The 26279-nt window shown below is 71.9% G+C and carries 31 protein-coding genes and 1 pseudogene; 15 read left to right on the top strand and 17 right to left on the bottom strand.

Translation table 11 applies throughout. The annotated features are described in order from the left end of the window. The first annotated feature begins 373 nt into the window (after positions 1 to 373). On the top strand, positions 374 to 505 hold the full coding sequence (locus ACXN5W_RS11270) for a hypothetical protein (protein WP_473158151.1): 132 nt from the start codon (positions 374 to 376) through the stop codon (positions 503 to 505). A 124-nt stretch (positions 506 to 629) separates the two neighbouring features. On the opposite strand, the gene ACXN5W_RS11265 is transcribed toward ACXN5W_RS11270, so the two are convergent. Both ACXN5W_RS11265 and ACXN5W_RS11260 read right to left on the bottom strand, forming a co-directional pair. Next, positions 630 to 1310, bottom strand: a complete 681-nt coding sequence (locus ACXN5W_RS11265; protein WP_473158150.1) for a hypothetical protein — start codon at positions 1308 to 1310, stop codon at positions 630 to 632. 140 nt (positions 1311 to 1450) lie between these two features. After that, positions 1451 to 1813, bottom strand: coding sequence for a VOC family protein (locus ACXN5W_RS11260; protein WP_473158149.1), 363 nt, complete (start codon positions 1811 to 1813; stop codon positions 1451 to 1453). Positions 1814 to 2123: 310 nt separating this feature from the next. On the opposite strand from ACXN5W_RS11260, the gene ACXN5W_RS11255 reads away from it, so the two are divergent. From ACXN5W_RS11255 to ACXN5W_RS11240, 4 genes and pseudogenes are all read left to right on the top strand, one after another. After that, positions 2124 to 2708: a TetR/AcrR family transcriptional regulator gene (locus ACXN5W_RS11255; protein WP_473158148.1), complete on the top strand. Its 585-nt coding sequence runs from the start codon at positions 2124 to 2126 to the stop codon at positions 2706 to 2708. After that, positions 2705 to 2851 carry a helix-turn-helix domain-containing protein gene (locus ACXN5W_RS11250; protein ID WP_473158178.1) on the top strand — a complete coding sequence of 49 codons (147 nt, stop codon included), beginning with the start codon at positions 2705 to 2707 and terminating at the stop codon, positions 2849 to 2851. Before ACXN5W_RS11255 ends, ACXN5W_RS11250 begins: the two co-directional genes overlap by 4 nt. 69 nt (positions 2852 to 2920) lie before the next feature. Then, positions 2921 to 3450 (top strand): annotated as a pseudogene (locus ACXN5W_RS11245) (class I SAM-dependent methyltransferase). A gap of 9 nt (positions 3451 to 3459) precedes the next feature. Further along, entirely contained in the window at positions 3460 to 4263 is an 804-nt protein-coding gene (locus tag ACXN5W_RS11240; protein ID WP_473158147.1) for a class I SAM-dependent methyltransferase, read from the top strand. Positions 4264 to 4299: 36 nt separating this feature from the next. Here ACXN5W_RS11240 and ACXN5W_RS11235 read toward each other — a convergent pair whose 3' ends face one another. Both ACXN5W_RS11235 and ACXN5W_RS11230 read right to left on the bottom strand, forming a co-directional pair. Next, positions 4300 to 5322, bottom strand: coding sequence for a hypothetical protein (locus tag ACXN5W_RS11235; RefSeq protein WP_473158146.1), 1023 nt, complete (start codon positions 5320 to 5322; stop codon positions 4300 to 4302). After that, on the bottom strand, positions 5319 to 5675 hold the full coding sequence (locus ACXN5W_RS11230) for a PadR family transcriptional regulator (protein ID WP_473158145.1): 357 nt from the start codon (positions 5673 to 5675) through the stop codon (positions 5319 to 5321). Before ACXN5W_RS11230 ends, ACXN5W_RS11235 begins: the two co-directional genes overlap by 4 nt. A gap of 99 nt (positions 5676 to 5774) precedes the next feature. Here ACXN5W_RS11230 and ACXN5W_RS11225 point away from each other — a divergent pair, with 99 nt between their 5' ends. Then, positions 5775 to 6173 (top strand): VOC family protein, encoded by a 399-nt coding sequence (locus tag ACXN5W_RS11225; RefSeq protein WP_473158144.1) that lies wholly within the window; start codon positions 5775 to 5777, stop codon positions 6171 to 6173. 147 nt (positions 6174 to 6320) lie between these two features. Here the strand turns inward: ACXN5W_RS11225 and ACXN5W_RS11220 are convergent, their stop codons facing one another. The 4 genes from ACXN5W_RS11220 to ACXN5W_RS11205 all read right to left on the bottom strand — a co-directional run bounded on the left by ACXN5W_RS11220 (position 6321) and on the right by ACXN5W_RS11205 (position 10285). Next, entirely contained in the window at positions 6321 to 6560 is a 240-nt protein-coding gene (locus ACXN5W_RS11220) for a TrfB-related DNA-binding protein (RefSeq protein WP_473158143.1), read from the bottom strand. 118 nt (positions 6561 to 6678) lie between these two features. After that, positions 6679 to 8208 (bottom strand): rifampin monooxygenase, encoded by a 1530-nt coding sequence (gene rox / locus ACXN5W_RS11215; protein ID WP_473158142.1) that lies wholly within the window; start codon positions 8206 to 8208, stop codon positions 6679 to 6681. Positions 8209 to 8474: 266 nt separating this feature from the next. Next, the gene (locus ACXN5W_RS11210; protein ID WP_473158141.1) at positions 8475 to 9227 is read right to left on the bottom strand and encodes a hypothetical protein; all 753 of its coding nucleotides are present in this window, start codon (positions 9225 to 9227) and stop codon (positions 8475 to 8477) included. A gap of 122 nt (positions 9228 to 9349) precedes the next feature. After that, positions 9350 to 10285, bottom strand: coding sequence for a GlxA family transcriptional regulator (locus ACXN5W_RS11205; RefSeq protein WP_473158140.1), 936 nt, complete (start codon positions 10283 to 10285; stop codon positions 9350 to 9352). Between the two features lie 70 nt (positions 10286 to 10355). Between ACXN5W_RS11205 and ACXN5W_RS11200 the strand changes: the two genes are divergently transcribed. From ACXN5W_RS11200 to ACXN5W_RS11190, 3 genes are all read left to right on the top strand, one after another. Then, the gene (locus tag ACXN5W_RS11200; protein WP_473158139.1) at positions 10356 to 10691 is read left to right on the top strand and encodes a cupin domain-containing protein; all 336 of its coding nucleotides are present in this window, start codon (positions 10356 to 10358) and stop codon (positions 10689 to 10691) included. Between the two features lie 379 nt (positions 10692 to 11070). Further along, positions 11071 to 11826 carry a class I SAM-dependent methyltransferase gene (locus ACXN5W_RS11195; protein WP_473158138.1) on the top strand — a complete coding sequence of 252 codons (756 nt, stop codon included), beginning with the start codon at positions 11071 to 11073 and terminating at the stop codon, positions 11824 to 11826. 35 nt (positions 11827 to 11861) lie between these two features. Beyond that, on the top strand, positions 11862 to 12857 hold the full coding sequence (locus ACXN5W_RS11190; protein ID WP_473158137.1) for a hypothetical protein: 996 nt from the start codon (positions 11862 to 11864) through the stop codon (positions 12855 to 12857). Positions 12858 to 12961: 104 nt separating this feature from the next. On the opposite strand, the gene ACXN5W_RS11185 is transcribed toward ACXN5W_RS11190, so the two are convergent. Then, on the bottom strand, positions 12962 to 13522 hold the full coding sequence (locus ACXN5W_RS11185) for a DUF1062 domain-containing protein (protein WP_473158136.1): 561 nt from the start codon (positions 13520 to 13522) through the stop codon (positions 12962 to 12964). A 417-nt stretch (positions 13523 to 13939) separates the two neighbouring features. Between ACXN5W_RS11185 and ACXN5W_RS11180 the strand changes: the two genes are divergently transcribed. Together ACXN5W_RS11180 and ACXN5W_RS11175 are read left to right on the top strand one after the other, a co-directional pair. Further along, positions 13940 to 15136 (top strand): right-handed parallel beta-helix repeat-containing protein, encoded by a 1197-nt coding sequence (locus tag ACXN5W_RS11180; protein WP_473158135.1) that lies wholly within the window; start codon positions 13940 to 13942, stop codon positions 15134 to 15136. Between the two features lie 38 nt (positions 15137 to 15174). Further along, on the top strand, positions 15175 to 15711 hold the full coding sequence (locus ACXN5W_RS11175; RefSeq protein ID WP_473158134.1) for a tetratricopeptide repeat protein: 537 nt from the start codon (positions 15175 to 15177) through the stop codon (positions 15709 to 15711). On the opposite strand, the gene ACXN5W_RS11170 is transcribed toward ACXN5W_RS11175, so the two are convergent. Next, positions 15678 to 16436 (bottom strand): TetR/AcrR family transcriptional regulator, encoded by a 759-nt coding sequence (locus tag ACXN5W_RS11170; protein ID WP_473158133.1) that lies wholly within the window; start codon positions 16434 to 16436, stop codon positions 15678 to 15680. The two genes, ACXN5W_RS11175 and ACXN5W_RS11170, sit on opposite strands and share 34 nt — an antisense overlap. Positions 16437 to 16656: 220 nt before the next feature. On the opposite strand from ACXN5W_RS11170, the gene ACXN5W_RS11165 reads away from it, so the two are divergent. After that, entirely contained in the window at positions 16657 to 17319 is a 663-nt protein-coding gene (locus ACXN5W_RS11165; protein WP_473158132.1) for a Rossmann-fold NAD(P)-binding domain-containing protein, read from the top strand. Here the strand turns inward: ACXN5W_RS11165 and ACXN5W_RS11160 are convergent. The 3 genes from ACXN5W_RS11160 to ACXN5W_RS11150 all read right to left on the bottom strand — a co-directional run bounded on the left by ACXN5W_RS11160 (position 17307) and on the right by ACXN5W_RS11150 (position 19141). Beyond that, on the bottom strand, positions 17307 to 17885 hold the full coding sequence (locus ACXN5W_RS11160) for a dihydrofolate reductase family protein (RefSeq protein ID WP_473158131.1): 579 nt from the start codon (positions 17883 to 17885) through the stop codon (positions 17307 to 17309). The two genes, ACXN5W_RS11165 and ACXN5W_RS11160, sit on opposite strands and share 13 nt — an antisense overlap. A gap of 145 nt (positions 17886 to 18030) precedes the next feature. Continuing rightward, positions 18031 to 18501, bottom strand: a complete 471-nt coding sequence (locus tag ACXN5W_RS11155; protein ID WP_473158130.1) for an OsmC family protein — start codon at positions 18499 to 18501, stop codon at positions 18031 to 18033. Positions 18502 to 18589: 88 nt separating this feature from the next. Continuing rightward, on the bottom strand, positions 18590 to 19141 hold the full coding sequence (locus tag ACXN5W_RS11150) for a DnaJ family domain-containing protein (RefSeq protein WP_473158129.1): 552 nt from the start codon (positions 19139 to 19141) through the stop codon (positions 18590 to 18592). A 145-nt stretch (positions 19142 to 19286) separates the two neighbouring features. Between ACXN5W_RS11150 and ACXN5W_RS11145 the strand changes: the two genes are divergently transcribed. The 3 genes from ACXN5W_RS11145 to ACXN5W_RS11135 all read left to right on the top strand — a co-directional run bounded on the left by ACXN5W_RS11145 (position 19287) and on the right by ACXN5W_RS11135 (position 21821). Next, the gene (locus ACXN5W_RS11145; RefSeq protein ID WP_473158128.1) at positions 19287 to 20438 is read left to right on the top strand and encodes a hypothetical protein; all 1152 of its coding nucleotides are present in this window, start codon (positions 19287 to 19289) and stop codon (positions 20436 to 20438) included. Between the two features lie 296 nt (positions 20439 to 20734). Further along, entirely contained in the window at positions 20735 to 21076 is a 342-nt protein-coding gene (locus ACXN5W_RS11140; protein ID WP_095565228.1) for an RNA polymerase-binding protein RbpA, read from the top strand. A gap of 283 nt (positions 21077 to 21359) precedes the next feature. Next, on the top strand, positions 21360 to 21821 hold the full coding sequence (locus ACXN5W_RS11135; protein ID WP_473158127.1) for a hypothetical protein: 462 nt from the start codon (positions 21360 to 21362) through the stop codon (positions 21819 to 21821). A gap of 5 nt (positions 21822 to 21826) precedes the next feature. Here ACXN5W_RS11135 and ACXN5W_RS11130 read toward each other — a convergent pair whose 3' ends face one another. The 4 genes from ACXN5W_RS11130 to ACXN5W_RS11115 form a co-directional block, all read right to left on the bottom strand. Continuing rightward, entirely contained in the window at positions 21827 to 22363 is a 537-nt protein-coding gene (locus tag ACXN5W_RS11130; RefSeq protein WP_473158126.1) for an FxsA family protein, read from the bottom strand. Positions 22364 to 22427: 64 nt separating this feature from the next. Further along, positions 22428 to 23225, bottom strand: a complete 798-nt coding sequence (locus tag ACXN5W_RS11125) for a polyprenol monophosphomannose synthase (protein ID WP_473158125.1) — start codon at positions 23223 to 23225, stop codon at positions 22428 to 22430. Then, on the bottom strand, positions 23222 to 24874 hold the full coding sequence (gene lnt, locus ACXN5W_RS11120; RefSeq protein ID WP_473158177.1) for an apolipoprotein N-acyltransferase: 1653 nt from the start codon (positions 24872 to 24874) through the stop codon (positions 23222 to 23224). The genes ACXN5W_RS11125 and lnt overlap by 4 nt, the downstream gene beginning before the upstream one ends. Positions 24875 to 25057: 183 nt before the next feature. Next, on the bottom strand, positions 25058 to 25981 hold the full coding sequence (locus ACXN5W_RS11115; protein ID WP_473158124.1) for an aminoglycoside phosphotransferase family protein: 924 nt from the start codon (positions 25979 to 25981) through the stop codon (positions 25058 to 25060). Positions 25982 to 26279: the final 298 nt, after the last annotated feature.

Genomic DNA, 26279 nt, shown 5'->3' with positions numbered 1-26279 from the left:
CACGACGACGACGCACGGAAATACACCATCCTCTGTGCTTACGCACAATAACTGTCATTATGATGTACACCTGCCCGGGGTCTGCCTGTCGGGATTATCGGATTATCGGTAATAGCAATCTGGTAATTACGGCCGGATGTCGTCTGCTACGCCATGCTCGAAATCCGCAACCCGGCCGACCTCACCACGATGCGCCTCGCCGGCCGCCCGCTGCCCAATCCCTAGGCCCGGCCTCCCACCCGGAAGCGACCCGCCTGTCGGAAGTGGGGTGTTGGTAAGAACCGCGACACCAGGGGCCAAAAAGATGATCTAGGCATGAGGGCGGTCGCCGTCGGTCGCAGACGGATCTCACCTATTACCCGGCCGGGAGATGGTGCCGACCCATCCTGGGCTGACCGGTGACTGGGCGGAGCTGGCCTACCGGGTCGACGGCCGTGGCCGGCGCCGCACGGTGCGCACGGTGCGCACGGTGTGTATGTGGCGGCCCGACCTGGCCGAGCAGTAAGACGCCCGTCGCCATACGCCATCGACAGCCCGCGACGTGGTTCCCCGAACTTGCGCCAGGCGGTCACCGTGCCGCCACACTGAACAGTCGTATCGCAATCCGGGCCACCGAAACGACGTCCCGGTTACACCTTCATCCGCGCCCGCTGTCGTTTCCGAAACCAGTCCATCAGTGCACCCAACGCCGCAAACACCGTGAAGATTGAGAGCACGGTCATCGAAGCACTAATTGAATGCTCGACCGGAGGCGGATTGCTGAGCAACGAGAGAAACGGAGCGGCGATGATCGCGATGAACGCCAACAGTGCCGAATCACCCAACAACGTGCTCCTCACGCGGCGCCAATAAAGAACGGCCGCAGAGAGGAGGAGGCCCATTTCGAGTATGATCGTGGGCAACACATAGTGGCCAAGGCCCAGGCCCAGCATCACCGAGGAGCCGGGAGCCAGCGGTAGGGCATGGTGGGTGAACACGTCCAGAAAGAAATGGGAAAAGACGGCGATCCCGACGATCAGCACTCCCATCTTTGCGTCCGACACGCGGCGATTGGTCAACGCCCAATAGAGGCCAGCGGAAACCGCGGAAAACACCGCCGCCCCCGCCAGGCTGTGACTGATGGGATAGTGCAGGACGTAGGGGTCGGTCGCCGGAGCGCCCTCAACGATCTTTGCAGTTTCAATTCCGGCAATACTCAAACCAGCGTTCAGGAAATCGAGTGCCTGCACGTTGAGGAGCACCCAACCCAGATTGAACCCGGGGTATGCCGATTTTATTGCCAGACCAGCGGCATAATGGCCCACGAACATTCGATTACCACCTTACGTTCCGTCTGTTGGCCGTGGCGGCGGCTGAAACTCGTCAACGCCGCCCACGGTCGCGTACGCCCACGATGCGATCACCCGTGGCCGGTCGTGGTCGCGGTCCACCGCGGTCCGGTCCGTGGCGGTCAGCCCGCGGTCAGACAGAACGGGTGACCGGCCGGGTCCAGCAGCACCCGCCACCGGTCGTCGCCCGGCTGGTGGTCCGGCCTGACCGCGCCGAGCTCCAGCGCCAGCTTCTCCGTGGCGTCGAGGTTCTGCACCTGGAGGTCCAGGTGGAACTGCTGCGGCACGTCCTGGCCGGGCCACTGCGGGGCCCGGTATCCGGAGACTCGCTGGAAGCCCAGGTCGCAGCCCGAACCAGCGGTCAGGGCGACGAACCCGTCGGTGTCATAGCTAGGCTCCATGCCGGTGAGTGCTTGGTAGAACCGGGCCAGAGCCTGGGGATCGGCGCAGTCCAGGGTCACCCCTCGCAGCGTGGCGATCGGCATCATCTACTCCTTTTTGTGCTTGTCCGCGCGGGCCGCGTGACGGGCTGTGGGTAGCGATCCAAGGGCACGGTCGTGGCCCGGCTTCGGTCGGTTTTCGGCCGTCGGCCAACGCTCGTCTCGGGCCTGCGTTGTGTGCGCCGTTGCACCACCACCGAGGCGGGATGTCCGGAGCGGGATGATCGCCAGGATGGTGCCACCCGTACTGATAGGCGCGGTGGCCCTGGTCGACATGAGGGTCCCTTCGTGGTCAGCTAAGCTGAGGCTGCCTCGAAATATATTGAGGCTGCCTCGACTTAGCAAGAAGGGTGCCGTGGACGCTGCGAACACACCCCCACGCCCGATGCGTGCCGACGCCCGCCGCAACTACGAACGGCTGCTCGCGGAGGCGGAGGTCGGCTTCCGGGAACGGGGTACGGAGGCGTCGCTGGAGGAGATCGCGCGCCGTGCCGGGGTGTCGATCGGCACCCTGTACGGGCACTTCCCGACCCGGCAAGCGCTGCTCGAAGCCATGCTCCGCGAGCACATCGACCGGCTCGTCGCCATCGCCGACGAGCTACTCACCCACCCCTCGCCCGGCGAGGCACTTGCCCAGTGGGCCCACGCGACCGCAACGCAGATGTCCCCCTACCGCGGCCTGGCCACGTCGCTGCTACACGGCCTGAAGGACGAAGATTCGGCGCTGTACCGGGCGTGCCAGCAGATGACCGCCGCCGGCGAGCGGCTGCTCGAACGCGCGCGCGCGGCTGGTCTCATTCGGGCCGAGGCCGGCGCCGCGGACATGTTCGCGCTCATCAGCGCGGCCGCCTGGGTCCGCGAGCAAGTTCCCGCCGAGCAGGGCGACCGCCTGCTCGCGTTCATGCTTGACGGACTGCGCCCGGCCGCAAGCCGGCACTGACCGCAGCGCAGACCCAGCAGCTGCGCGACCGCGCGGCAGCCGGCGAACCAAAGTCCGTCCTTGCCAAGGAGTTCCGCATCAGCCGCGACACGGTGTACGCGTACCTGCGACCAACAGCTGCCACCGGCCAATCATCTCCTTAGCGTTGCTTTTTCGCTGGAAGCTACCGGCGGTCCTTCTACGCGGAACGCCTGGCTGGTGTGCTGGAGTCGATGCCGATCGAGCGTGCGGTGCTCGATCTGTTCAGCGAGCTGACCTTGGTCGGGAAGCTGGGCCGGAGGTCGCGGACCTCGGGTGCGGGACCGGCAGGCTCGTACCGTACCTGGCATCGCGCGGCCTTTCCCCGCGCGGTGTCGACCTCTCTCCCGGCATGATCGAGGTCGCCCGCAGGGATCACCCGGCGTTCTCGTTCGAAGTGGCCGACCTGCGCGATCTGCCGTTCGCGGACGCCTCGCTGGCCGGCGTGGTGTGCTGGTACTCGCTGATCTTCCTGCCGCCGCCGGCACGGACGGTCGCGTTCGCCGAACTCGCGCGGGTCCTCTGGCCGGGAGGTCATCTGGCGACCGCGTTCAAGGACGGCGACGGTCAGCACCGGCGCAGCGGGCGGTGCGCCGGCCTCGGCGTGGAGTTCGACTCATACTGGCTGTCAACCCGGCAGACGCTGGACCTGGCGGCCGATGCCGGCTTCAACCTGGTGTTCCAGGGCAGCCGCCCGCCCGGGCGCGGCCGGGGCACGGGATAGCGTGGGCGGATGGGTGTTGATCCGGTGGCGCACAACCGGGTGGCCTGGGACCGGCAGGTCGACCTGGGCAACGAGTGGTCGCGGCCGATCTCCGCGGAGACGGTCGCCAGAGCGCGGGCCGGTGACTGGTCGGTCGTGCTCATCGGCTACCAACCCGTGGACCGCTCCTGGTTCCCCGCCGACCTGGCCGGCGTGGACGTGCTGTGCCTGGCCTCCGGCGGCGGCCAGCAGGGGCCGACGCTCGCCGCGGCCGGGGCCCGGGTCACCGTGCTGGACAACTCGCCGCGCCAGCTCGAGCAGGACGAGCTGGTCGCCCGACGGGACAACGTGCCGCTGCGGACGGTGCTCGGCGACATGCGCGACCTGTCGGTGTTCGCCGACTCCTCGTTCGACCTCGTCTTCAACCCGGTCTCGAACCTGTTCATCCCCGAACTCGCCCCGGTGTGGCGGGAGTGCTTCCGGGTGCTGCGACCGGGCGGGGCGCTGCTGTGCGGCTTCCTCAACCCGGACGTCTACCTGTTCGACCACGAGGCGCTGGACCAGCGCGGCGAACTGGTGGTCCGGCACAAGCTGCCGTACAGCGACGTCACGCACGTACCGGCCGAGGAACGCGAGCGGCTCTTCGGTGCGGACTCGCCGCTGGAGTACAGCCACAGCATGGCCGAGCAGCTCGGCGGGCAGCTCGCCGCGGGCTTCGTCATCACCGGGTTCGAGGAGGCGCCGCACCACTCGGACGCCACCGCGGGCTGGCTGCCCGGCTACTTCGCGACCCGCGCCGTCAAACCACTGTGGGGTTCGACGGCAGTGCGTTGACAACAGGCGGCCGGTCGCTTGGTGCCAGACGGGCTGCTATCGCTGCCCGCTGTCGCTGATGGCGGAGTCCCGCGCCGTACCGCGCTCGACGGCGGCGTGGGTGAAGGCGACCCGTCGTTGGACCATCAGCGCAGCCGACATGACGACCGCCGCAACCGCCGCGATGATCGCCGCTGCTGTGGCCAGGGTCGTCCAGTCCGCATTCGGCCCGCCGCCGTACAAGCTGACGGCGAGTTCTTCGGCCAGCGGATGCAGCCACAGCACGCCGATCGGGCAGAGCAGCACCAGCAGTGCCCAAGCACCACGAAGGTCGTTGCGCGCCGCCAGCCACACGCCGACGAGCAACGTCACCACGAAAAGTGCCGCCCCGGCGCCGGGCAGGACCTGCCCGGCGGGCCAGCCGTAGTACCCAGGGAGGACGTCGCCACCGTTACGGGCGAGAGTCGCCGCTACGGGTAGAACCGCGGCGGCGCCGGCGACGGGCAGCAGTCGCAGCCACACGGGCGGCTGGCCGGGAACGCCGAGCGCCACGAATCCGAGGCAGACCTGGGCGAGCAGTACGAACAGCGGAGGGCGGGACCGGTCGACGACGGCGGCAAGCGGTACGACGGCGACGGTGAGGACAAGGGCGAGACCGATCGCCAGGCGGGTCCACCGGCCGGTTGTCACCGCGCGCACCACCGCGGCGAGCAGCCATGCCGTCCACACGCCGAGACCGAGCGAGACGGACGTGCCGTGCTGCTCGAAGCCGAACCACGCTGTCGTCCACGGATTGAGTTCCAGCATGGCCCAGCCGCTGGCGAGAGCCGTGGCGGTCAGCAACGCCAGCGTGGCGGCCAGCCGCACTCCGGGGCCGATTCCGGTGGCGCCGATCGCGCGTAGGCGCTGGCGTAGCCCGCCGCCGGCTACGTCGGTCACGTCGGCGACCGAAGGCCACCGCCGGTCCGGCGAGGACAGCGCGAGGTACGTACCCACGATCTCGGTGCCGCGCGCGTCGCGGTAGCCGGCCGGATAGCAGATCCGGACCAATCGCAGATAGCGGCGTTCCAGGTCGCTCATGCGATCCCTCCACTGAGTCGGGGCGTGCCTCGACGGGTACGTGTGTTCAACCGCGCGGTTGCGGCCGCGACGTTGCGACGCATCCGCTCGGTCTCGTTGGCGAGCAGGTCACCGCCGTGCTCGGTGAGCCGGTAGTAGCGGCGCAGCCGGCTGTCCACCACCTCCTCCCGCTCGACGGTGACCAGCCCCGCGTCGAGCAGCCGGTCGAGGGCGCCGTAGAGCGTGCCGGGGCGCAGCGACACGCGGCCGTCGGAAAGCCGGGCTACCTCGGTGATCAGTCCGTAGCCATGAAGCGGCTCGGCGGCCAACGCCGTGAGGATGAGGAAGGTGGGTTCGCGTACCGGTGTCTCCACGCCATCAATGTATCGGGTGCGAAGATATAACGTCAGATACACGCCGCAGTCACGCCGACGGCCGGTCGGCCAGCCATGGGCGCTGCCACATAGGCTGCCGTGGTGCGGATCGACCTGGTAGCGCTGATCGTCGAGGAGTACGACCCGGCGATCGCGTTCTTCACCGACATACTCGGCTTCGACCTCGTCGAGGACTCCCCGTCCTTGACCAACGACGGACGACCCAAGCGGTGGGTGGTCGTCCGGCCCCCCGGCGCGCAAACCGGGATCCTGCTCGCCCGCGCCGACGGTGAGCACCAGCGGGCGGCGGTCGGCAACCAACTGGCCGGCCGGGTCGGTTTCTTCCTGCGCGTCGACGACTTCGACGCCACCTACCGGCGGATGACCGGGGCCGGTGTCACGTTTGTCCGGCCGCCCCGCACCGAGCCCTACGGCCAGGTCGCCGTCTTCCTCGACATCTCCGGCAACCGGTGGGACCTGCTCGGGCCTTCCGCGTGACGCCCTCGACTTCCACGAGGTGACCCGGTCATGCCCCTGACCCACCCACCGTACGCCCGAGCGGCCAAGGGCGCGGCGGTGTGACGAGCCGCCCACGTTGAAAGACCGCCGGTCACGCGGCCTCCGCCGTAGCGAAGGCCGGGCGGCTCACCGGCGCGGTCCTTCGGCGCCGGCCTCGACCATCTTCTGGATCGCCTGCCGGGTCACGCCGAGTTCCCGGGCGATGTCGGACTGGGACAGGCCGTTGGCCAGCAGCGCTTCGATCAGTCGCCGTCGTTCCCGGGCCAGTTCACGCGCGATGCGGGTGTGTTCGATGGCGGCGGCCCGTACCTCCTTCAGCCGGTCGATGAGGTCTGCCTGGGTCTGAGGCTCGTCACGCTGGTCCATGAAGACAGTCTGACAACCCCCAGTTGTCACTGTCAACCGGGGGTTGTCAGGATGTCATGGCGATCGGCGGCAGCGGCCGACCCGGACAATCGCGGGATGACCGCCGCTCAGGGCGAGATCAGCTGGTGGGCCTGCCGAACCAGCGGGACAGCTGACCGTCCAGGTCCTGCTGATCGTCACCGATCCAGGCGACATGGCCGTCCGGGCGAAGCAGGAGACCCGGAACGTCCACCGCCGCCGTGGGATCGGCGAGTTGGTCGACCCGGTCCGACCAGCCACCGACGCTCAGCCGCTCGGTACGGTCCAGCAGCAGGCCGCGACCACGATGCAGCAGACCGTAGAGGTGGCCCTGTTTCACCTCGACGTCGGTCACTCGACGGCCGAGCAGGTCGGGACCGGCACCGAAGTCGTAGCGGATGGCCATCGCCGTGATCTTCTCGATCAGGTGGCGGTTCACCTCGTTGAAGTCCATCAGTTCGGTGAGCAACCTGCGCACGGCCCGGGGGCCCGGTTCGGTGGACGACAGTTCCATCTGGGCGCGGGTGTTGTCCAGCACCTCCGCGGCGACCGGACGGCGTTCGGCCTGGTAGGTGTCCAGCAGTGGTTCCGGGGCCCAGCCACGGATCTGCGCGGCCAGTTTCCAGCCCAGGTTGAACGCGTCCTGAACGCCCAGGTTGACACCCTGTCCCCCGGTGGGTGGATGGATGTGTGCCGCGTCGCCGGCCAGCAGTACCCGCCCGACCCGATAGCGGTCCGCCAGCCGGGTGGCATCCCCGAAGCGGGACAACCAGCGCGGCGAATGCACGCCGAAGTCGGTTCCGGCGACGGACCGCAGCTGTTGTTTGAAATCGTCGAGGGTGGGCGGTTCCGGGCGGTCACCGACTCCCGCGGCGGGGACCACGACGCTGTAGACCCCGACGCCCACGGGCCGGAGCCAGAAACGCTGCTGGATCTGGCGGATCTCGGCCACCTTGGCGGCGACCTCCTCCGGCGGTACGCCCACCGCCATCTCGCCCATCAGCGTCTCGGTCCGGGCGGGCTCGCCGGGAAAGCCGACGCCGAGCAGTTTGCGCACCGTGCTGCGCCCGCCGTCACAGCCGACGAGATAGCGCGAACGCAGTCGTTCCCCGCCGGCCAGCTCGACGGTCACCCCCTCGTCGTCCTGCTCGAAACCGGCCACCGCGCAACCGTGCCGGACCTGCGCGCCCAGCTCGACGGCATGCTCTTCGAGCAGCTGGACGAGGACCGGCTGCGGAATGCCCAGCAGATACGCGTACGGGGAATCCAGGCCCTCGGGTACCGGCTTGTCGATCCCGGCGAAGAAGCCGCCGGCCGGGCGCCGCCGGCCACGCGCGAGGAGCCTGTCCAACAACCCGCGCATCGCCATCAGCTCGAGGCTGCGAACATGCAGACCGACGATGCGGACGGACGGCTCGGGCTCGGTTTCCCGCTCCAGAACGAGTACCCGCACATCGTGCAGCCGCAGCTCGGCGGCCAGCACCGCGCCGGTGGGCCCGCACCCGGCGATGATCACATCGAAGGTGCCGGTCGGGCGGTCGACGCCGGAGGGCGGTGCTGCGTCACCCACCGGGGAGTCCGGCTCGACCCGGTCGGTCGACGATGAGCCGGTGACGTGCTGAGAGTTCATAGGTGTTGCCCTTCGGGAGTGCCTGCTTGGCGAGGCGCTCCCGGCGACACCTACGTCAATCGCCCGGCCGTGACGGCAAGGGGGAGCACCCACTTCGATCCAGCGTTCATGGGTCTCACCTCCTCGGGCGGTGTCACGGTCGCCCGTAAGCTACAACCCCGGGCGTCCTGCCGTCCAGCGCTTCCCAGTCATCTGATCACCCTCTGCGCCGATGCGTTCACTACTGGCAGCCATCGGGCTACGCGGACGCGGAGCGCTGGGGCGGCCTACTCCTCGACACCCTCCCAGACCGTCACATCAGACAGGTAGCCCTTCTCCTTGTCGAACTTCCTGATGGCGAGGTAGGCGACCCGTCCGGCGGCGGTCTTGACGCAGAAGCGGCTGTCGTTTCTGATCGGGGCGGTCTCCGTCCCCTGCGTGGAGATCAGATCGGCACACTGCTGCCGGCTGGGGTGGGGTATGGCGGCGTTCTCCCAGGTGGCGATGGTGGGCTTCGTGGTGAAGAAGCCACCGTTGAGGCCGTACAGAGTGTTGTCCAGGCCGTTGTAGCCGTAGGAGACCCAGGCACTGGCTCCGGTGTTGCTGCCGAGCACCTTGGGCGGTACCGAGTCGAGGTCGATACTGGTCAACAGCACCCTGCCTCGCCAGCGGACCCCGTCAGCCGCGGGCTCTGCTGGCGAGGCGACCGCAGGGCTCGCCGATGCCGCTGCGGGACTGGACGAAATCGGCGCTGGCGGGGTGTCGGCTGTGCTGCTCACGCTGGCACTCGATCTGCTGTTCGGCAGGGCGTCACTCTCGCCGCCGTCGTCCTTGCTGTGAAGCGTCACAACGGCCGCGATCAGGGGCACGAGGATGGCGCCGAACACCGTGATGATGGCTGCCAACACAGCCCCTCGGCCGCTGCCGTCCAACTGGTGATGGTAGTGGTCGCGCATGCGCTTCCGCAGAGTCCGCCGTCCGGCGCCGCCCGATGGCGATTCGTCGGACGGATTGCCGGTCATGTCCCTCGGCGCTGCCACCCAGCAACTCCTTCTTTCTCAGCGATTGCACATCGTAGCCACTAGTCATCGATCACCATGGTGACGAACCAACTCCACCCGGCCAGTCTGAACGGTGGGGCAAGGGCGGATCAGGGCACCGCTCACGGAATCCGGAATGCCCGGCGGTAGGCGCCCGGCGTCGTACCCAGGCGGGCGTGGAAGCGGCGACGCAGGTTGGCCGCCGAGGTGAGCCCGACCCGGACCGCGACGGCCTGTACCGGCAGGTCGGTCTCCTCCAGCAGGGTGCGCGCCTCGGCCACCCGGCGGGACAGCAGCCACGCCCCGGGGCTCGTGCCGAGCTGCTCGGCGAAGCGACGGGCCAGCGTGCGGGGTGAGACGCTGAGCTGGGCGGCCAGGTCGGCGACCGACAGCGACGTTCCCAGCCGGGCACCCGCCCACTCGAGCAGGCCGTCCAGCGCGTCCACCGGTGGCGCGGAGGGCGCGTACTGGGTCTGACCGCCGTCGCGGTGCGGCGGCATCACCATGTACCGCGCGACGAGGGCGGCGTGCCCGGCCCCGTGGTCCGTTCCGACGAGGTGCAGGCACAGGTCGATGCCCGCCCCCGCGCCAGCGCTGGTGGCGACATCGCCGTGGTCCACGTAGAGCACGTCCGGCTCCACCCGGATCCGGGGGAACTCCTGCCGCAGCCGCTCGGCCCGCGCCCAGTGCGTGGTGGCCGAACGCCCGTCCAGCAGGCCGGTACGGGCCAGCGCGAACACCCCGGCGCAGATGGTGACCAGCCGCGCCCCACGGGCATGGGCCCGCAGCAGCGCGTGGCGGACGGCCGGGGACAGGGGCGCCTCCAACGGCCTCCACCCGGGGATGACCACGGTGTCGGCGGACCGGAGCGCCGTGAGGCCCCGGGTCACCGACATCGCGTACCCGGCGGAGGTCGGCACCGGACCGGGCGTCTCGGTACACACCTCGAACTCGTAGTGCCGGGGAGTCCCGGGTGGCACCGTGCCGAAGACCTCCGCGGCACAGCCCAGCTCGAACGTCGGCTGCACCGGTCGCACCAGGGCGACCACTCGATGCATGGCAGGAAAGTACCCCACGGCGTCTTTGTTGACACTGTCCCACCACGACCCCGCACGGCACCGTGGAGGCATGCGTTCCGAAATCCTGGCCCAGGAGGGCTACACCGCCGTCGCCGTCGAGGACTGTCCCGCCCGGGAAGTCTTCCCGGGGATCCGGCTGCGTTCGCTGTGGACGGGACCGACCGGCGCCCACGCGCACGTGCTCGAGATGGACCCGGGTACGTCGTGGCCCCGCCGGGATGTCCACGAACCCGGCCCGGAGGAGGTCTACGTGGTCGCGGGCACGTTCAACGACGGCGCACGCGACTATCCGGCCGGGACCTTCCTGCACGCCCCGGCCGGGTCCTGGCACGTACCGGCGAGCACCACCGGCTGCACGCTGTTCCTCTTCTATCCGGAGGGCTAGCGCGGCATCCCGAAGCCTGCGCCCGGTCACCGAGCCGTCATCCGGGGCACCCGCTCACCGAGAGTGAACGCCAGTTTCCCCATGCCCAGATGTTCTTCCCCGCCTTTGCAATGCTTCCCTCCAGGCAACAGACACACCGGGTAACCAGCAGTCCGAACCGGAGGAACCCGGCACCGAGCAGCACCGCAGCCCAGCATCGGTGTCGCCGGGAGGGAAGCATTGCAAAGCGAGGAGAAGGGCGGTAGGCGAGCCCTCCGGAGAACTACCGAGTGTCAAGGGCGGGATGTCCGCCGGCACTGTCACTCACGGTGTCGCCGGTGAACCAGCGGTCGGGTAAATCGGCGGCGCCGGCCTGTCGGGCCGTTGTACCGTCCCCGGCGTGACGGATCCCGAGATGACGGACCCCGACGGATACTTCGGCGAAGAGGTGGCGGCCAGGTACGACGAACCGGACAGCGAGGTGTTCGCTCGGGACGTCATCGACCGCACGGTCGACCTGCTGGCGGAACTCGCCGGCCCCGGCCGCGCCCTGGAGCTGGGCATCGGCACCGGCCGGATCGCGCTGCCGCTGGCCGCCCGGGGCGTACCGGTACACGGCATCGACCTGTCCCGGGCGATGGTCGAGCGGCTGCGCGCCAAGCCCGGCGCCGAGGCGATCGGGGTGACGATCGGCGACTTCGCCACCACCCGGGTCGAGGGCACGTTCTCGCTGGCGTACCTGGTGTTCAACACGATCATGAACCTGACCAGTCAGGACGCCCAGGTCGACTGCTTCCGCAACGTGGCCGCGCACCTCGCGCCCGGCGGCCGGTTCGTCATCGAGGTCGCGGTCCCCGACCTGCGCAGGCTCCCACCGGGGCAGAACGCCGTGCCGTTCCACGTCAGCGACTCCCGGCTGGGCTTCGACACCTACGACGTGGCCACCCAGGCGATGGCCTCGCACCACGTGCAGGTGGCGGGCGGGCACGCCAGGTACCGGTCGATTCCGTTCCGCTATGTCTGGCCGGCCGAGCTGGACCTGATGGCGCGGCTGGCCGGCCTGCGTTTGAGCCACCGGTGGGCGGACTGGGACCGCCGGCCGTTCACCAGCGACAGCCGGAGTCACGTCTCGGTGTGGGAGAAGCCTTCGGCGTGAGTGCCGGGCCCGACGGCCATCGCTACGCTCAGCGCGTGACGTTCACGCGACGAGGTATCGACTACGACGTCGGGCTGAGTCCTCGCCCGGGTGAGTCGACCCGGCCGGACTTCGACCCCGAACAGTCCCAGCGGGACCTGACCATCATCCGCGACGAGTTGCACTGCACCGCCGTACGGATCTCCGGAGTGGACCTGGAGCGGGTGGAGACCGCGGCACGGCAGGCTCTCGCCCTGGGACTTGAGGTGTGGCTGTGTCCGCTGGCCCATGACCGGACCGCGGACGAACTGCTGGCCTACCTGACCGAGGCGGCCCGGCTGGCCGAACGGCTGCGCGCCGACGGCACGGTGGTGCTGGTCCTGGGCTGGGAGTTGACGCTGTTCATGCACGGGCTCGTCCCCGGGGACGGGCTGGAGGAGCGGCTCAGGACCTTCCTGCGGCCGTGGCGGTTGATCTTCGACATGATGCGGCACGGCTCGTTCCACACCAGACTCAACGCCTTCCTGGGCCGAGCGGTCGAGACGGTACGGCAGCACTACACCGGCCCGATCACGTACGCCTCCGGCACCTGGGAGCAGGTGGACTGGTCCCCGTTCGACTTCGTGGCCGTGGACTGCTACGGCGACCGGCGGACCCGTAAACGGCTGCCGCAGATGCTGACCGCCTACCGGCGGCACGGCAAGCCGGTGATCGCCACCGAGTTCGGGTGCTGCTGTTACCGGGGCGCGGCCGACCGCGGCGGCATGGCCTGGGCCGTCGTGGACCGGAAGGTGGACCCGCCCCGGCTGCGGGGCAGCTTCGAGCGCTCCGAGCAGGAACAGGCGGACGAGATCGAGCGGATGCTCGACCTGTTCGCGGAGCACGAGCTGGCCGGGGCCTTCGTGTTCACCTTCGCCACCTGGACCAACCCGCACGACGAGGACCCGGCCCGGGACCTGGACATGGCCGCGTACGGGATCGTCGCCTGCCTGCCGGACGGCTCCTGGCGACGCAAGCGCGCGTTCGACGCGGTCGCCCGCCGCTACGCCTGAGCGCCCGGGGGCGACTCCGGCGTCGTGGAGTCGCCCCCGGGACGAGGCCGCGCGCGGGTCCGCGAACCGGCGGAACCCCCCCGGCCCGGGCCGCCGCGGCTACCTCAACCCGCGCCGGTCGGCGACTGGTCCCCGGCCAGTACGGTGAAGGTGAACCCGGCCTTGGTCGGCCGGCGCAGCGAGATGTCGCACTTGACCCGGCGCAGCACCTCGCCCCGGCTGAGGCCGAGCCCCCGCGCGATGAGCCGGTCCGGGCGTACCGGCACCGGATCCTCGAAGACGACCGCCACCTGGACCGGCCACGCCCCGGCGGGCCAGGCCGACGGGGCGTCCAGCCGCCAGGCCCCCGTCCAGTCGAGGGTGAACCGGTTGCGCCGGGCGAGCGGCGGGGCCAGCAGCGTCGCCGCCACCAGATCCGGATCGTTGGTGTGGAAGCCGTCGAGTTCGGCCGGATCGAAGGAGCTGACCGGAGCCCGCTCGGACACGGTGAGTTTGCTCGTCCGGTCGCAGGACACGCAGCGGACCAGCAGCCACACGTCCAGCAGGTTGCCGTTGGCGTTGACCCGGAACCTGCCCTCGCCGGTGGTGGCCGACTCCGCCCGGCAGACCACGCAGCGCAGCGACAGCAGGGGCAGCCGGGTCCGGCGGACGACCCAGGGCAGCACGATATGAGGTTGTGAAGACATATGTCGGGAGACCTGATCTCTCTAGACCTGACCCGAGGCCGATCAAGCGCGGCCTCGAACGCTTACGACCGGGCGCGCGAGGGCAGCCCGGCGGAGCCGACGGGAGCGTCGGCTACCGGTGAGCGGTAGAAGGTGTCAGGTCTACAGAGCAGGGGGGAGCACGCGGTTTGTCCTCTGTCCTCACGGTGACGGGCCGCAGGCAACCTAGGCGACCGCGCCGGAAGAGCTCAACCGGTTTTCGAAGATGCTGCGCGGGGCCGACCAGGGCGGCGGGTGACCGGTCGGACCGCTGGTCGACGTGGCGCCGGACGAGCGGTCAGATCGACGACTCTGGGTGACCACGCCACTACCGGACGCGCATACGCTCCTTGCTGAGAGCCGGAAGAGGTGGGCGAGATGCGGTGGAACCGGTTGACGGGCTGGTCGGTGCTGTTCACGGCGGCGGTGGTCGTCGTCGCGCCCGCGCCCGCGGCGGCCCGGGCCGGCGGACCCTCCTGCGGCGACACGGTCACCGCCAGCGTGGTGCTGCGGGCCGATCTGCGCTGTTCCGGGCCGGGCCTGCTGATCGCCACCAGCGGGGTCACCGTCGACCTGCGGCACCACTCGATCATCGGGACGGGCACGGCCGACCAGGTCGCCGTCACGGTGACCGGGGACCAGACCGTCACCGGCGTCACCATCGCCAACGGCACGATCCGGGACTTTCCCGGTGGCATCGTGTTGCAGGACGTCCGCGACGTCACCCTGACCGACCTGCGGCTCGTGGACACCGACGTCTACCCGAACCAGTTCGCCGGGGTGTCGCTGCGCCGGAGCCGGCTCACCGGCTCCGGCGTCGGCGGCGTGCAGGGCAGTGATCTGACCGTCGACCGGATACGGATGACCGACGGCTTCCTGTCGTACATCGACGTACACGACGCCGCCGTCACCGACAGCGTCCTGACCGACAGCCGGCTGAGCGCCATCGAGCTGTACTCGGTGCGGTTGCGCGGCAACCAGTGGGTGAACAGCCCCATCGACCTGGGCGAGACCGGCGGCTTCGTGGTGGCGGACAACGTGTTCACCGGGGCCGGGATCTACGGGTTCCTCGCCGACGGGCTGTCGATCACCGGCAACGTCTTCCGGTCCGCCCGGTACGCGGTGCGGTTGGAATCCGACGGCCGCAACCTGCGGGTGACGGGCAACCGGTTCGACCGCAACGTGATCGGGGTGTACGTCTCGACGTTCGTCCTGGCCGAGGTGACCGGCCTGGACATCAGCGGCAACACGTTCACCCGCAACAGCGCGGCCGGCGTGGTGGTCACGGCCGGTGACCCGAGCGCCGGCCCGGACGACCGGTTCGTCATCTCCGGCAACCTGTTCCGGGCCAACGGACGTACCGGACTGGACCTCGGTGCGGCGGGCCGCCGGGTCGACGACGGGCTGTACACGGACGTGCCGGTCGGCAGCCCGCTGGTGGTGGCGGACAACCACACGTACGTCGACGCGGACCACGGCATCGAGGCGCTGCCCGCCGGCAGCGTGGTCGACGGCGGCGGCAACACCTCCCGGGGCGATCCGCACGGCTGCGTCGGCGTGGTCTGCGCCCGGTAGGGTCTTGCCCGGACCGACAGCGAAGGAGGCCGGGCGGCGTGTCGAGCGGAAATGGGCCCAGGCAGCCGGCGGGAGCCGCCGACGAACGGTCGGTACGGCTGGCTGCGGCGGTCGAGCTGCGGGAGCGGGGCGAGGTAGAGGCCGCCCGGATCGAACTGCTGGCACTGGTCGCGCGGTACCCGGACGACGGCGAGGTGGCCTACCAGGCCGCCTGGACACATGACGCGCTCGGCCTGGAGGCCGAGGCCGTACCCGGCTACGAGCGGGCCCTGGCCTCGGCCGACCTGTCCGCGCAGGACCGCCGGGGCGCGTATCTCGGCCTGGGCAGCACGTATCGGGTGCTGGGCCGGTACGCCGACGCTGCCGCCACCCTCGGACGCGGCCTGGCCGAGTTCCCGGACGACGGCGCGCTGCGGGTGTTCCTCGCGATGACCCGCTACAACCTCGGCGACCCGCGGGAGGCGGTCGCGGACCTGCTGCGGCTGTTGGCCGAGACGAGCATGGACGAGCGGGTCCGGCGCTACCGCCGGGCCATCGTCGACTACGCCGGTGACCTGGACGGCACCGTCGACTGACCCTCGCGGCCGGCGATGAGCAACTCGACGCCGTCGAGGATGCGTTCCAGCCCGAAGTCCAGCGCCTGGTCGTGGGCCGTCTGCGGGCCGGCCGACGCCATGACGTCGACCAGCGCCGGGTAGCGGTCCTCGCGACCGCGCAACAGGGCGGCCAGGGCCGGTTGCATGGCCTGCTCCGGGTGGTCGGTGGCCATCGCCGCCCCCACCTGGGCCAGGTTGCGGACGTGTCCGAGCAGGGTGACCGCGACGTCGAGGATCTCACCGCCGTGCAGGCCGGTGCCGGTGAGCGCGCCGACGGCCCACTCCAGCCAGTCCATCTCGTTGGGTCCGACGGCGCGCGGCCCGAGAGTGGCCGCGAGGGTCCACGGGTGTCGGCAGAACCGGGCGAACATCTGCCGTGCCCAGGCGTCCAACTCCGCGCGCCAGGGCCGGGCGGCGGTCCGTTCCGGTGGCCCACCCAGGGCGGTCTCGATCATCAGCGCGACCAGTTCGGCCTTGCCCGGGACGTACCGGTAGAGGGCCATCTTGGTCACCCCCAGGCCGTCGGCGACCCGCTGCATGGTGACCGCGCCGATGCCCTCGGCGTCGGCGATCGTGACGCCGGCCGAGGCGATCGCCCGCAGGGTCAGCGTCGGCCGGGGGCCGCGCCGGGGCGGGACGGGCGGGTCCCAGAGCAGCGCGTTGGCGGCGCGGTGGTCGGCCGGCGTCGGGCCCGGCAGGTCCATGTGAACTCACCGCCGCGACCTGTCCCGGATCCTCTACGAACACAGCGCCGACCGGGTCGAGTACCTGTTCGGTGACACGATCACAGGGCTGACCGAAACCCCCGAGGGAGCACGCGTCACGCTGGCCCGCTCCCCCGCCCGCACCGTCGACCTGGTCGTCGGGGCCGACGGCCTGCACTCCGGGGTACGCCGGCTGGCCCTCGGCGACGAGTCCCGGTACGTGCGTCACCTCGGCTATCACCTCGCCGGATGGGACCTGCCCAACGACCGGGGCTTCGACCCGGTCCCCCGCAACTACAACGTGCCCGGCCGGCTAGCGGCGGTCTCCGCCGACCGGCGCGACCCGCACCGCGCCGGGGCGTTCGTGGTCTTCGCCGCGCCGCCACTGGACTACGACTGGCACGACCTCGACCAGCAGAAGAAGGTGATCGCCGACAGGTTCGCCGGGCTGGGCTGGCACGTGCCGCATCTGCTGGACGGGCTGCGGGACGCGCCGGAGGTGTACCTCGACTCGATCAGCCGGGTCCGGGTGCCGGCCTGGCACACCGGTCGGGTCGCGCTGGTCGGCGACGCCGCGTGGGGCGTCACGCTCGGCGGCATGGGCGTGGGCACCGGCCTGGTGGGCGCCTACGTCCTGGCCGGCGAGCTGGCCGTGGCCGGTGGCGACCACCGGGTCGCGCTGCCGGCCTACGAGGCCCGGATGCGCCGCTACGCCGCCCGGTGGCAGAAGGGGGCCAGCCCGGGACGGTTCCTGGCCCCGGCGACCGCCCGGGGACTGCGGTTGCGCAACCGGCTGCTGTCCACCGGAGCCGTGCAACGGCTGATGGTGCGCGGCACCGCCTCGCTGGCCACCCAGGTCGACCTACCGGACTACCCCGGCTGACCAGCCTTCGGCGGTGGGCCGACCCGGTAGGTCAGGTTGGCGAACTGCCCGAACCGCTCCAGGTCGGTCAGCTCCAGCCGGCCCGTCGTCAGCCGACGCGGGAGCAGCGGGGCGCCCGCGCCGAGGGTCACCGGCGCCACGCCGAGGATGATCTCGTCGAGCAGGCCGGCGTCGGCGAACGCTCCGACCAGTTCCCCGCCGCCGACCAGCCAGATGTCCCGCCCGCCCGCGGCGGCGACCATCGCGGCGTGGACCGGGGCGACGTCGCCGTGCACGAAGGTCAGGTCGACGCCGGGGACCCGGGGCAGGTCGCGATGGGTGAACACCCAGGCGGGCCGGTCGCCGTACCAGCCCGGCCACTTGTCCGGCTCGGCGAGCAGGTTCTCGTGGCCGATCATCCACTCGTAGGTGCTCGCGCCCATGGCGAACGCCCCGACGTCGGCGAAGAACCGGCCGAACCGGTCGTCGCCGCCCGAGTCCGCCTCGAACAACCAGTCCAACGAGTGGCGCTCGTCGGCAATGTATCCGTCGATGCTGGTGGCCGTGTAATACCGCGTCCTGGTCACCGGGCAAGCCTGCCACCCGGGTCCGACGATAATCCGGCCGCCACCGGCTCCGACGGAATCCGGTACGCGGCGAGCCGGACCGCCGTCCGGCGGACTCTGGCCAGAGCCGGACCGCTGTCCGGCGGACTCTGGCCGGAACCGCTGGTCAGTCGGCGCCGCGCACGCTCGGCTCGTGGCGTACCGGGAAGTTCACCGAACTGGCGATGAAGCACGCCGCGTGCGCGCGGTCGTGCAGCTCGACGGCCCGGTCCGCCATGGCGCCGTCGGCGACGGTGACCTCCGGTCGCAACACCACCTCGGTGAAGTGGCCGCCGCCGGGCGTCTCGGTCATCGTGCCGTGCGGCCGGTCGACGTACCCGGTGACCACCACGCCGTTGACCGCGCACAGGTGCAGGTACGCCAGCATGTGACACTGGGCGAGAGACGCCAGCAGCAGTTCCTCGGGGTTCCACCGGGTCGGGTCGCCCCGGAACGTCGGATCCGACGAACCGGCGATGACCGGCTTGCCCTCGACGCTCACCTCGTGCTCCCGCCCGTACGAGCGGTAGTTGACCGTGCCGTGCTCCCGCGCTCCCGTCCAGGTGACGGTTGCGGTGTACCGGTGACTGCGGGCCATCGCCGCCTCCCCTGCGACCCGGGTGGATGCCGCCGGCCAGCCTAACCGGGCGGGCACCACCGCCGGATCGACCCGTCCCCGCCGCGGTTCAACCCCGGCGGGAGAACGGGTTCCAGCGTCGCCGTCGCGGTCCGGTCGGCGTGCCCGCGACCTCGCCGGAGACCGTCGCCGGCCGGTCCGGGGCCGATCCGGCCGGAGTCGACCCACCCGGCGCCGGGGCCGGCGTTGGGGCTGGTCCGGCCAGCCTCGTCGCCCGGCGGGACCGCCAGTCGGCCACCGCCGTCTCGACCCGCACCGGCCGCAGCGCCACCGGCGGTCCCCACGGGGTACGCAGCCACGCGGTGATCTCGGTGTTCAGCGCGGCCACCGCCTCCCGGACCGCCCGCTCGTCGGGCAGCCGGTCCAACTCGTCGGGTAGCTGCTCCACCCGACGGGCCAGCCGCAGCGACGGCGGCAGCAGGCTGTCGGTGGGCAGACCCTCCCGACGGACGTAGCCCTTGATCCACCACAGCTCGTCGTCGGAGCTGTCGGTCCTCGGCAGCGGTCTGCCGGCGCCGGGCAGGTTGTCGAACTCGCCGCGCTCCTGGGCCTGCCGGATCTGCGCCTCGATCGGCGACTCCGGCCGGCGTGGACCTGACATGAGCGTCACCTCTCGTACCGCCGGGTTCCACCCTAGCGCGCGACCTGCGGGCCGGGCCGGGCGTGTGGTGCCCCCCCCCGGGGCCGGGCGGCGCGGCCCGGGCGATGCCGAGCACCGCCGCCGTGGCCGCCTAGACTTCGCCGCCATGGACAGCCAGCCGAACTCCGTGGAGACCCGGCCCTGCGGGCACTGTGGAGCGCCGGTGCCGCAGCGGGCGGCGGCCGGACGGCCGTTCCGGTACTGCCGGGACAATGACGGGGCCTGCCAGCGGGCGGCCCGGGGGGCCCGGATGCGCCAGCGCTCCGCGCCCGGCCTGACCGGGCAGGTGGCCCGCACCTGGGAGGTCGTCGACCGGCTCGACCAGCTGGTGGGCACCCTCAGCGAGGCGCTGCACGCCGACCTGTCCCCCGCCGGGGTGGAACGGCAGGTCGCCGAGGTACGCGCCGAGGCCGCGACCGCGGTGGCCGCCGCGCAGGCCGAACGCGACGACGCCCGGGAGGCCGCCGAGTCGGCCGACGCCGCACTGCGGGCGGCCCAGCGGGCCGCGGCCGACGCCGACGAGCAGCGGGTGGCAGCCCAGCGGGCGGCGGAGGCGGCCACCCGCGCCGCGGCCGAGGCCGCCCGGGCCCGGACCGCGGCGGAGGCGGACCGTGACGAGGCCCGCAACGCGGCGGTGACCGCCCAGGCGCTGCTCGCCCGGGCCGAGCGGGACCGCGACGAGGCCCGCCGGGACAGCCGGTCCGCGCGGACCGCCGCCGAGACCGCGCAGCTGCGTGGCGCGGAGCTGCTGCGGGAGCGGGACGCCGCCCGGGTCGACGCGGAGCGGGCCACCCGGTCAGCGGCCGAGGCCGTGGCCCAGGCCGACCGGTTCCGTGGCGAAGCTGACCGGTTCCGGGCCGAGGCCGATCAGGCCCGGCGGGAGGCCGACCGGCAACGGTCGGCCGCGCGGGCCGCCGAGGCGGACGCCACCCGCGCCCGGCAGGCCGCCGAGACGGCCGAGCGGGCCCGGGTCGAGAGCGCCGCCGCGCTCGAAGCGCTACGGCGGGACACCGAGCAGCTCACCGCCGCCCTGCGCCGGGACGCCGAGCGGGCCGGAGCCGAGCTGCGCACCGTACACACCGAGCTGGCCGAGACCCGCCGTACGCTGGCCGCGACCGAGGCCCGGTTGGCCGAGTCGACCGCCGGGCTCGCCGAGGCCAGAGCCGAGCGGGACGCGGCAAGGCTGCGGGCCGACCAGCTCTCCGGCCAGGTGGGCGACCTGGCCGCGACCCTGGCCCGGCTGGCCGCGCCGAAGTGAAAGGAAGGGCACCTTGTTATCGCATTTTGTATAGCAAGGGCCCCTTCCTAACCCTGGAACGGGCGCGACGGGGCGGCACGGAGCTGAGGGGAACCGTCGACGCGGGAGGAATATCGCGTATCGGGCGAATCGCCCCGACGGCGCACGGCGGCGGTGAGGTAGGTCACTACCGACCACGACGGGCTACCCTCGAAGGGACTTCCTGTCCGTACCCTGGACGGTCGGGCGGGAATCGCGGGCCTGATTCGTTTCGTTACACCGATGACAACCAGCACCGACCGAGGGGACATCCGATCATGGGCGAGCGCATGCTGCGCGGAAGCCGACTGGGCGCAGTCAGCTACGAGTCCGACCGCAACACGGAACTCGCGCCCCGCCAGACCCGGGAGTACCTGTGCGCGAAGGGTCACCAGTTCGAGGTGCCGTTCGCCGTGGACGCCGAGGTCCCGATGACCTGGGAATGCAAGTTCGACGGCAGCGTCGCGCGGCTGGTCGACGGCAGCGAGCCGGAGCAGAAGAAGGCCAAGCCGCCGCGCACCCACTGGGACATGCTGCTGGAGCGGCGTTCCATCGCCGAGCTGGAGGACATCCTGGCCGAGCGGCTCCAGGAGGTCCGTACCCGCCGCGGTCGCGCCTGACCGACACCCACCGCCTGGCCAGATCCGTCGGCCTCGCGCCTGAACGAACCAGTCCGCCGCCCCCGACCCGATTCCGGTCGGGGGCGGCGTTCTGCGTGTCCGCCGCCGTTCGGGCGGATGTCCGTTGTTCCTGCCGTCCGTTCCGAGGTGGCCGGGACCGACGGCCCGAAGAAGTGACGCATTCCTGACCGCCGGTCCCAACTCCGCGGATTCATCGCGTACGAATGGACGGAAGGCCCCGCTGGGCGGGCTCCGGGGGAAACACCGGCGAAAGAGGGAACTCGTGCGTCCGACACACCGGGTTGCGACCCTGCTGACCACCCTGACCGTCACGCTCGGTGGCCTCGGCGCCGGTGGCGGCGCGGCGCAGGCGGCACCGGCGGCCCGTCCGGCGCTGACCATCCTCACCCGTCAGGTCGCCCTCACCGGCTGCCAGTACTACCGCCTGAAGATCTACTGGTCGGGCACCGGCGAGTACGCGGGGTACGCCCTGTGGAGCAGGGACCCGTGTGGAAGTGACCCGGGTGACGCCCTCGCGGCGGGGGACGTCCTAGCCGACGGGTACGGCATCAACGCCTATCTGAGCACCGGCCGTTCGGCGACGACCGCCGGCCACGCCTCCCCCTACCAGAGCCCCTGGGTAACGGGTGATCTCCCCGAGGACAACACCTACGTCATGAACGTCTGCATCGAAAAGAGCGGCGCCGACCGCGTGTGCGAATCCGGCCTCGTCGTCCAGTCCTGAGAGGTTCAGTGGTCGACGATCTCGCCCTCGACCACCACGTCACCCGGCGGCGGGCCGACCGGCCGTACCGGATCAGCCGGTGGCTGGCCGGGCCCGTCACCGGCGGGGCGAGGCGCGCCGCGGCGCACCCGCACCCGGCGCGGGCCGAACATCTCACCGGCCACCATCGACGACACCCGCCGCTCCGCTGCCCGCCGCGCCAGCAGGCTCGCCCCGCGGCGCACCGGCGGCACCACCAGCAGCACCCCGATCAGGCCGCTGACCAGGCCCGGCACCGCCAGCAGCAGCCCACCGGCGAGGCCCACGAGGCCGTCGGTGACCTGCCGGCCGGGCGGCTGCCCGGCCGAGGCCGCGGCGCGGAACGAGCGCCAGGCCCGCATGCCCTCCCGGCGCAGCAGGAACAGCCCGGCGACGGAGGCGGCCAGCAGCAGCAACAGGGCCGGACCGTACCCGATCAGGTGGGCGAGCAGGACGAACACGGCGATCTCGACGACGGCCGCGGCCAGCAACGCCAGCGGCACGAACCTCAGCCAGCGGGGCATGTCACCTCATCGGAAGCGGGACCGGACCCGATGGTCCGTACCACCTAGCATGCCACGGTGCCGCTCACGGCCACCGCACCTGACCGGTGGCGGTGCCGTGCAGGGCCCGCCGCACCGCCATCCGCCGATCGTGTACGCCCCACTGCGTGACCCGCCACAACGCCTCCGCGATGATCGCCGGGCTCATCTTGCTGGCCCCGCGCTCCCGTTCGGCGAACGTGATGGGCACCTCCACCACCCGGAACCCGGCCTGGTGGGCCCGCCAGGCCAGTTCCACCTGGAACGAGTAGCCCTGCGACGACACCGACCCGAAGTTGATCTTCTCCAGGGCGGGCAGCCGGTACACCCGGAACCCGCCGGTGGCGTCCGACACCGGCATCCCCAACGCGACCCGGGTGTACAGGTTTCCCACCCGCGACAGCAGCAGCCGGTGCCACGGCCAGTTCACCACCCGCGCGCCCCGCACCCACCGCGACCCCAGCACCACCTCCGCGTGCCGCGCCGCGTCCAGCAGCCGGGGCAGTTCCTCCGGGGCGTGCGACCCGTCGGCGTCCATCTCCACCACCGCGTCGAAACCATGTTCCCGGGCCCACCGGAACCCCGCCACGTACGCCGCGCCCAGCCCGTCCTTGCCGGGCCGGTGCAGAACCCGTACCTGGTCGTCGTCGGCGGCCAGCCGGTCGGCCACCGCGCCGGTGCCGTCCGGGCTGTCGTCGTCGGCGACCAGGATCTCCGCGGCCGGCACCGCGGCCCGCAACCGGCGCACGATCCCGGGAAGGTTCTCCGCCTCGTTGTACGTCGGCACGGCGATCAACACCCGGCCCACCCCGGGATATCCCGCCGACCCGGATCTGCCTGTCACGGCTCCTCCGCCCCCGCCGGCTCATCCGGCGCCACCGGCGCCCCGGTCACCCGCCGGCGGCGCACCACCGCCGCCCCGGCGACCCCGATGACGGCGAGCCCGGCCAGCACCACCTCCGGCCACGCCCCCAATCGGGTGGCGACCGTACGGCCCTGACCGAGACGTATCTGCCGGGTGATCACCGCGCCGGTGTCGAACCCGGTGGGGGCGACTACCCGCCCGGTGGGGGTCACGAACCCGGACACGCCGACCGTGGAGGCCATCAACGACTCCCGGCCGTGCTCCACGGCCCGCAGCCGCACCATCGCCAGCTGCTGCAACGCCTCCGCCTCGTCGAAGGTGGCGTTGTTGGTCTGCACCACCAGCACCTGACCGCCGCCGGTGACGGTGTCCCGCACCAGCCCGTCGTAGGCCACCTCGAAACAGATGACGTCACCCACGGTCATCCCACCGGTGTGCAGCACCCCCGGCCGGTCACCGGGGATGAAGTCCGTCCGGACCCGGTCCACCTCCTTGCTGACCCGGCGGGCGATGCCGCGCAGCGGTATGTACTCGGCGAACGGCACCGGATGCCGCTTGACGTACACCTGGTCCAGGTCCGGTCCGGCTCCCGGCCGCCACACCAGCCCCGCGTTGCGCACCTGTCCCGGATCGGGTCCCAGCAGCGCCGCACCGACCAGGATCGGGGCCCCGACCGTCGCGGCGGCCGTGCCGATCTCCTGCGCGGCGTCGGGGTTACGCAGCGGGTCGATGTCGCTGGAGTTCTCCGGCCACACCACCAGATCCGGCTGCGGCTCCTGCCCGGCCGCCACCCGCTGCGTCAGCGTCAGCGTGCCGCGTACGTGGTTGTCCAGCACCGCCCGCCGCTGCGCGTTGAAGTCCAGGCCCAGCCGGGGCACGCTGCCCTGCACGATCGCCACGGTCACCGACCGGCCCGCGGCGGCACCGGTCGGCACCAGCGCCCCACCGGCCAGCACCGCGACGGCGGCCAGGGCCAGGCCCGCGCCGACCGCCGCCGGCGTGCGCAGCACCCCGGTACGGGTACCGGCCGGGCCCGCCGCGGCCCGCCACGGCTGCCACGCGGCGGCCACCAGCAGCCCACCGGCGAACGCGACCGCGAACGTCACCAGCGGCGCCCCGCCCACCACGGCCAGCCGCAGCACCGGCGAGTCGCCCTGGCTGAACGCCAGCCGCCCCCACGGGAACCCCCCGAACGGAATCCGCGACCGGGCCGCCTCCTGTGCCACCCACAGCGCCCCGACCAGCGGCGGCCACGCCCACCACCACCGGTCGACCACCGGGCTGAGGTACGCGGACACCAGCCCCGACAGGGCCAGGAAGGTCGCCTGCGACCCGCACAACAGCAGCCACGGCAGCCAGCCGGTGTGCAGGTTCGTCCAGGCCAGCAGGGGGACGAACAACGTCAGACCGGTCAGCAGACCCAGCCCGGCGCCGGCGCGCAACCGCCGCCGGTGCACCGCCGCCGCCTGCACCGCCACCCCGACCGGCGCCAGCCACCAGCACCCGTACGGCGGGAAGGCCAGCAGCAACGCGCCACCGGCGGCCACCGCGGCCAGCGTCGCCGCCGGCAGCGGCAGCGGCAGCCGACCCGCCCGCGGTGCCGTCTCAACGCGATCCGCGTCGAGCACGTCCGCCGTGTCCACCCTCACCACCCGCGTCCCACACCCTCCGGTCCGGCCGCCGGACCGGCGGCGGTGTTCCCGGGCGAAGGTTACCCGCCACACCCGCGTCCCGACCGGGAGTGGGTGGGGGTGGCCCGCCGGGTCAGTGGGCCGGACCTGAGCAGGCCGCCGCCCTCGCCCCGCAACGTTCTACGGCAGGGTGGGGCGCAGCCGTAGCGCCACGTCCAACGCCCGGGTACGGGCCGTCCCGCCGTCCTGCACCGTCCACACCTCCGACAGCACCGCCATCACGAACCCCCAGGCCCGAACCCGCTCGACCGGCAGTCCCAGCCCGGCGGCCAACCGTTCGACCCGGGACTCCACCAGCGCCAGCAGCCCACCGGAGCGGGCGTCCGGCCCCGGGTTGTACAGCAGCGGCCCCGCGTCGAACCCCGGGTCCCCCACCACCCCGTGCGGGTCGATGGCCAGCCACGGCTCCCGTTCGGCGGTCAACATGTTGTCGTGGTGCAGGTCGCCGTGCAGCACGACGGTCGCCGGCGCCGTGGCGCACAGTTCGTCGAACAGCGCCAGCCCGTGCCGCACCAGGTCCCGGGGCAGCGGATCGTCGCCGGGAAACCGGCCCAGGTGCCCGGTGAACGACCGCCGGTAGTCCGACAGCGGTGGCAGCGGGCATCCCGCCGGCGGCGCGACGTGCAGCCGGCGCAGCAGCCCGACCGCCACGTCGGTCGCCTCGGCGTCCCGTTCCGGCACCAGGTCCCGGGCCGTCGTGCCGGGACGGGCCCGCTCCAGCAGCAACGCCGCCCGCGCCGGGTCCTCGGCCAGCAGCCGGACCGCGCCCCGGCCGGCGAACGCGCGCAGGGCGGCGGCCTCCCGACCCAGATCGCTCCCCCCGGGTACGCCGATCTTGAGCACGGCCGGCGTGCCGTCCGCCGTCGTCACGGCCGACACCCAGTGGAACGTCAACCCGAACGGGTCACCGACCCGCAGCTGCCAGTCGGCGGCGAGTGCCGCGACGGTCGCGGGCAGCTCGGCCAGCCAACGGCGGCCCGCCGCACCCCACACGGTCACGGTGGTGCGGGCGAACCGCTCCGGGATGGACACCGCGGGCGACATCACCGGATCATCCCATCCGCCCCGGCGGGCCGGCTCGGGGCCGGTCGGCCGGCGTGCCGGGGCCGCCCAGTCCGGCGTGCCGAAGCGGCGCCGGTCGGGCCGGAATTGTTCGGGGTCGGCGCCGGTCGGGCCGGCGGGTGTTCACCAACGCCGGTCGGGCCGGCCGACGGCGGCCCGCCACAGCCGGGGGAACGAAAATCGGGGCGCGGTCGATGACCGCGCCCCGATGCTCCCAGGCCCCTCCCGGCCGGTGCGGCGAAGATGGTCCACACGACCTTCGGACCGACCGGACGCGAAC

It is taken from the genome of Plantactinospora sp. A48 (assembly GCF_055793945.1).
This window is presented reverse-complemented; position numbering and strand designations above follow the sequence as displayed.

Coding starts and splice junctions, on each gene's coding strand:
- ACXN5W_RS11260 (WP_473158149.1), bottom strand. CDS start 1,813: ATGCCGATCGCCACGCTGCGAGGGGTGACCCTGGACTGCGCCGATCCC.
- ACXN5W_RS11170 (WP_473158133.1), bottom strand. CDS start 16,436: ATGGACCTGCCGGGCCCGACGCCGGCCGACCACCGCGCCGCCAACGCG.
- ACXN5W_RS11205 (WP_473158140.1), bottom strand. CDS start 10,285: ATGCATCGAGTGGTCGCCCTGGTGCGACCGGTGCAGCCGACGTTCGAG.
- ACXN5W_RS11130 (WP_473158126.1), bottom strand. CDS start 22,363: ATGCCCCGCTGGCTGAGGTTCGTGCCGCTGGCGTTGCTGGCCGCGGCC.
- ACXN5W_RS11155 (WP_473158130.1), bottom strand. CDS start 18,501: ATGGCCCGCAGTCACCGGTACACCGCAACCGTCACCTGGACGGGAGCG.
- rox (WP_473158142.1), bottom strand. CDS start 8,208: ATGAACTCTCAGCACGTCACCGGCTCATCGTCGACCGACCGGGTCGAG.
- ACXN5W_RS11200 (WP_473158139.1), top strand. CDS start 10,356: ATGCGTTCCGAAATCCTGGCCCAGGAGGGCTACACCGCCGTCGCCGTC.
- ACXN5W_RS11240 (WP_473158147.1), top strand. CDS start 3,460: ATGGGTGTTGATCCGGTGGCGCACAACCGGGTGGCCTGGGACCGGCAG.
- ACXN5W_RS11115 (WP_473158124.1), bottom strand. CDS start 25,981: ATGTCGCCCGCGGTGTCCATCCCGGAGCGGTTCGCCCGCACCACCGTG.
- ACXN5W_RS11145 (WP_473158128.1), top strand. CDS start 19,287: ATGGACAGCCAGCCGAACTCCGTGGAGACCCGGCCCTGCGGGCACTGT.
- ACXN5W_RS11150 (WP_473158129.1), bottom strand. CDS start 19,141: ATGTCAGGTCCACGCCGGCCGGAGTCGCCGATCGAGGCGCAGATCCGG.
- ACXN5W_RS11265 (WP_473158150.1), bottom strand. CDS start 1,310: ATGTTCGTGGGCCATTATGCCGCTGGTCTGGCAATAAAATCGGCATAC.
- ACXN5W_RS11220 (WP_473158143.1), bottom strand. CDS start 6,560: ATGGACCAGCGTGACGAGCCTCAGACCCAGGCAGACCTCATCGACCGG.
- ACXN5W_RS11180 (WP_473158135.1), top strand. CDS start 13,940: ATGCGGTGGAACCGGTTGACGGGCTGGTCGGTGCTGTTCACGGCGGCG.
- ACXN5W_RS11235 (WP_473158146.1), bottom strand. CDS start 5,322: ATGAGCGACCTGGAACGCCGCTATCTGCGATTGGTCCGGATCTGCTAT.
- ACXN5W_RS11140 (WP_095565228.1), top strand. CDS start 20,735: ATGGGCGAGCGCATGCTGCGCGGAAGCCGACTGGGCGCAGTCAGCTAC.